Genomic DNA, 4051 nt, shown 5'->3' on the forward strand with positions numbered 1-4051 from the left:
GACGTGATCCGGTAAGCGGTACCGCCCGGTCCCTCCCCCATCAGCAGGACCGGCACGTGCACCACCCGGGCCAGGGCGAGGGCCAGGGTCGTGAAGATCACGATCTCGCGAACGGGTGGGCTCGGGGCGGCCTCGGTCGCCCTGCCGGGTGGGTTCATCCCCCCGAAGCTACGCCCGCGCCCCACCGCGCTCCCGCCCCCGTGCGACCCTGCGTGACGCCTTTCACCACGTCGGCATCCTGTTCCGTGGGTTCTCGGTCGGGGGATCAGGAGAATTGACCGGAAGCGGTCGCCGTCCACCGGACGGCCACCACGGGCCGGGGCGGCCGGATAGCCTCCCCGGAGAGTTCCGGGGGCATCACGAAGGAGTTTTCGATGAGCGAAGAACACAGGGGAACCGATGCGGCGCGGGAGGCGGCCGGGCGGCTCTGGGCCCTGGCGAGTCCGGTGACTCCGATGGCCATCCGGGCCGTGGCCACCCTGCGGATCGCCGACCACCTGGCCGAGGGACCTCGCACGGCGGAGGAGCTCGGCGAGGAGGTGGGCGCCGACCCGGACGGGCTGGCCCGGGTGCTGCGGTACCTGGCGCGGCAGGGGCTGTTCGACCGGGACGGTGACCGCTTCGCCCTGACCGAGGTGGGCGCGACCCTGCGCGCGGATCACCCGTACTCGCGGCTCGGCTGGTTCGCCGGAGACGGCGCGCACGGACGGGCCGACGAGTGTCTGACCGAGCTGGCCGAAGCGCTGCGCACGGGCAGAAGCGCCTACTCACTGCACTTCCAGGGGTCGGACTTTTGGTCCGACCTGTCCGCCGATCCGGCTCGGTCGCGTTCCTTCGACGAGCTGATGGGCACCCGCATGGTGGAGAAGGCCCGCACCCTCGCCGGGATGTTCGAATGGGACGCCCTGGAACACCTGGTGGACGTCGGTGGTGGGGACGGCACCTTGCTGCGCACCCTGTTGGAGCGTTTCCCCCGCCCCCGCGGGACCGTGCTGGACCTGGCCGGCCCCGCCGAGGCCGCCCGCGCGAACCTCCGTTCGGCCGGTCTGGGCGGACGGGCGGACGCGGTCGACGGCAGCTTCTTCGATCCCCTGCCAGAGGGAGGGGACGCCTACCTGCTGTGCTGGATCCTGCACGACTGGGACGACGCGTCGGCCGTGCGGATCCTGCGCCGGTGCGCGGAGGTGGCCGGGGCGGACGGTCGGGTCCTGGTCGCCGAATACACCGGCGGGGACGAGGTGAGCGAACTCGACCTTCGCATGCTCGCCTACTTCAACGGCAGGGAACGGGACACCTCGGCGCTGACGCGCCTCGCCGAGCAGGCGGGACTCGGTCTCGCGGGGAACCATGTCTCACAAGGCGTCTCCCTGTTGGAGTTCACGACGGGCCGACCCATGTGATCTGCGTCACCCCCCACCTTCGTCACCATTGGTAACGCGAACACCACCCGAACGCCTGCGCTCCACCCATTGACGCGCACTCGCCTCCCCTGGCTCCATGGGTCCACCTCTTCAACCCGCTACTGAGGAGAAGCACGACTCATGATCAATCGCAGGCTCTTCCTGGGCGGAGCGTCGATCGCCGCCGCCACCCCCCTACTGGGCACCGTCGGCTGCGCCGGGCAGCCCCAGGCGGCCAGACCGATCAACAACACCACCAATGTGGGAGCGCTCCCGGTCAGCGTGACCAACAACAGCGGTCGTTACGGAGACGACGAGGTCCTCCTGTACATCGTCGGCACCGACCTGACGACCGACCAACACTGCTGGGTCGACTCCTCCGGAACACCCCACCCCGTCAGCGTCGACGACAACACCGACGACGGCTACACGGACTACTCGATCCCCCTGGGCTCCCTCCCCGCCGACATGACGCTCCCGTACATGTCCGGTCGGATCTACCTGGCCCTGGGCGGCAAACTCGGCATCCGCATCGTGGAGGACGGCGACGGCAACCCCGCCCTCCAGCTGCCCGCCGGCTGGGTCGAGGAGGACGACTCCTTCGACGTCCTGCACGACACCGTGGAGTTCACCCACAACGAGGACGGGATGTTCTGCAACACCTCGATGGTGGACCAGTTCAGCGTGCCGATCGGCATCCGTCTGACCGGTGACGACGACCAGAGCACCGGGTTCCTGCTGCCCGGCGGTCGCGACGCGATCTTCGAGACCCTCGCCGCCGACCCGGACTTCTCTCCGTTGGTCTTCGAGGACCGCATCATCGCCCCGGGGCACGGCATGGACAGCGGTCGCTTCCCGACCGACTACTTCGACCCCTACATCGACCAGGTGTGGTCGCACTACGCGAGCACGGACCTGAGCGTGACCACCAACGCCGGCACCTTCACCGGGCGGGTGGAGGGCGACGAGCTGCTGTTCGACGGCGGTGTCTCGCCCATCGCCAGGCCCAGCACCCGGGACGTGCTGTTCTGCGACGGCGCCCTGGCCGCCCCCAACGACGGGATCACCGGACCGGTCGCCGCCATCGTCGGCGCCGCGCTCAACCGGTCCACCCTGCTGGACTCCGCCGAGCAGCCCACGAACGACCCGGCCCGGTTCTACCTGAACGAGATCGCCAACCACTACGCCGCCGTCTTCCACGAGCACACCGAGGACGGCAAGGCGTACGGGTTCGCCTTCGACGACGTGGAGGACTTCGCCTCCTACGTCCAAGACCACGGGGCCACCGGCCTGGAGATCACCCTGACTCCGTTCTGACCAGGGACAGAACGGAAATGAGGGCGCCCCATCACCCGCTCGCGGGCGGTGGGGCGCCTTTCGTCTACGTCTCCGGCCGTGACCGTTCCCGCACGGTCTCCACGATGGCGGAGAAGTCCCTCGGCTCACCGTCCAGGGCTTCCGCGAAGGCACGGTAGACCTCGGCCGCCCGACCACCGATCCGCGCGTCCACCCCGGTCTGTTCCAGCGCGCTCATGGCCAACCCCAGGTCCTTGTCCATGAGCGCGACCGCGAACCCCGGCTTGTAGTCGTTGTTGGCCGGGCTGGTGGGAACCGGACCCGGAACCGGGCAGTAGGTGGTGAGCGACCAGCACTGTCCGGACGCGGTGGACATGACGTCGTACAACGCCTGGTGGGTCAGACCCAGCCTTTCCCCCAGCACGAACGCCTCGCTCACCGCGAGCATGGACGCGCCCAGGACCATGTTGTTGCAGATCTTCGCGGCCTGACCGCCACCGGGGCCGCCGCAGTGCACGACCCTGCCGGCCATCGCCGACAGCAGCGGTTCGGCGGCGGGCAGGTCGTCCGCCTCGGCTCCCACCATGAACGTGAGCGTTCCGGCCTCGGCCCCGGCCACACCCCCTGAGACGGGGGCGTCCACGGCGCGGTGGCCCGCCTCGACGGCGGCCGCGTTGGCCGCGCGGGCGTCGGCGACGTCCACCGTGGAGCAGTCCACGAAGAGCGTGCCGGGGCGGGCGGCGGCCAGCAGCCCACCGTCGGCCCCTTCGGCGCCTCGGTAGGCGTCGAGCAGGTGGCGTCCGCCGGGCAGCATCGTGATGACCACGTCGGCCCCGGACACCGCCTCGGCGGCCGATGGGGCGACCCGGACCCCGCTCCGCTCGGCGCGGGCCAGGGCGTCGGGAACCAGATCGAACCCGACGACCTCGTGCCCGGCGGCCACCAGGTTGGCGGCCATGGGACCGCCCATGTTGCCCAGTCCCACGAAGGCGACGGTGCTCATGCGTTACCTCCCGGTCCACCGAGGGCGTGGCCGGTGGCGGAAGGCCCGACCAGACCGAGCGGGCCGTCCGGCGCGGGCTCGAACGCCGCCTCGACGACGGCCGCGTCGACCTCCGCCAGGGTGGCCGGAGACCACTTCGGCGAACGGTCCTTGTCGATCACCTGCGCCCGGATGCCCTCCACCAGGTCCGGCCAGGTCAGCGTGGCGCAGGAGACCCGGTACTCCTGCTCCAGGACCTCCTCCAGCGAACCCAGGGCCCGGGCACGGCGCAGCGCGGCCAGAGTGGTCTTGACCGAGGTCGGCGACTTGCCCGCGATGGTGTCGGCGGCCTTGGCCGCCTCGGGGAGATCGG

The 4051-nt window shown here is 70.6% G+C and carries 4 protein-coding genes; 2 read left to right on the top strand and 2 right to left on the bottom strand.

Annotated elements, in window-relative coordinates:
• Positions 1 to 374 precede the first annotated feature (374 nt).
• Both K8V84_RS16615 and K8V84_RS16620 read left to right on the top strand, forming a co-directional pair.
• The gene (locus K8V84_RS16615; protein ID WP_304075929.1) at positions 375 to 1400 is read left to right on the top strand and encodes a methyltransferase; all 1026 of its coding nucleotides are present in this window, start codon (positions 375 to 377) and stop codon (positions 1398 to 1400) included.
• A 141-nt stretch (positions 1401 to 1541) separates the two neighbouring features.
• Positions 1542 to 2717, top strand: a complete 1176-nt coding sequence (locus K8V84_RS16620; protein ID WP_304075931.1) for a beta-1,3-glucanase family protein — start codon at positions 1542 to 1544, stop codon at positions 2715 to 2717.
• 64 nt (positions 2718 to 2781) lie between these two features.
• Here K8V84_RS16620 and mmsB read toward each other — a convergent pair whose 3' ends face one another.
• Positions 2782 to 3699: a 3-hydroxyisobutyrate dehydrogenase gene (gene mmsB, locus K8V84_RS16625; RefSeq protein ID WP_304075933.1), complete on the bottom strand. Its 918-nt coding sequence runs from the start codon at positions 3697 to 3699 to the stop codon at positions 2782 to 2784.
• A partial coding sequence (locus K8V84_RS16630; RefSeq protein WP_304075934.1) for an enoyl-CoA hydratase/isomerase family protein occupies positions 3696 to 4051 on the bottom strand: 356 nt, incomplete at its 5' end. The genes mmsB and K8V84_RS16630, both read right to left, overlap by 4 nt.

The organism is Nocardiopsis listeri (genome assembly GCF_020741345.1).
GTDB classification, from domain to species: Bacteria; Actinomycetota; Actinomycetes; order Streptosporangiales; family Streptosporangiaceae; genus Nocardiopsis; species Nocardiopsis listeri_A.

What these genes read in the sequence shown, in the direction of transcription:
- K8V84_RS16615 (WP_304075929.1), top strand. Translation starts at nt 375, where the DNA reads ATGAGCGAAGAACACAGGGGAACCGATGCGGCGCGGGAGGCGGCCGGG.
- K8V84_RS16620 (WP_304075931.1), top strand. Translation starts at nt 1,542, where the DNA reads ATGATCAATCGCAGGCTCTTCCTGGGCGGAGCGTCGATCGCCGCCGCC.
- mmsB (WP_304075933.1), bottom strand. Translation starts at nt 3,699, where the DNA reads ATGAGCACCGTCGCCTTCGTGGGACTGGGCAACATGGGCGGTCCCATG.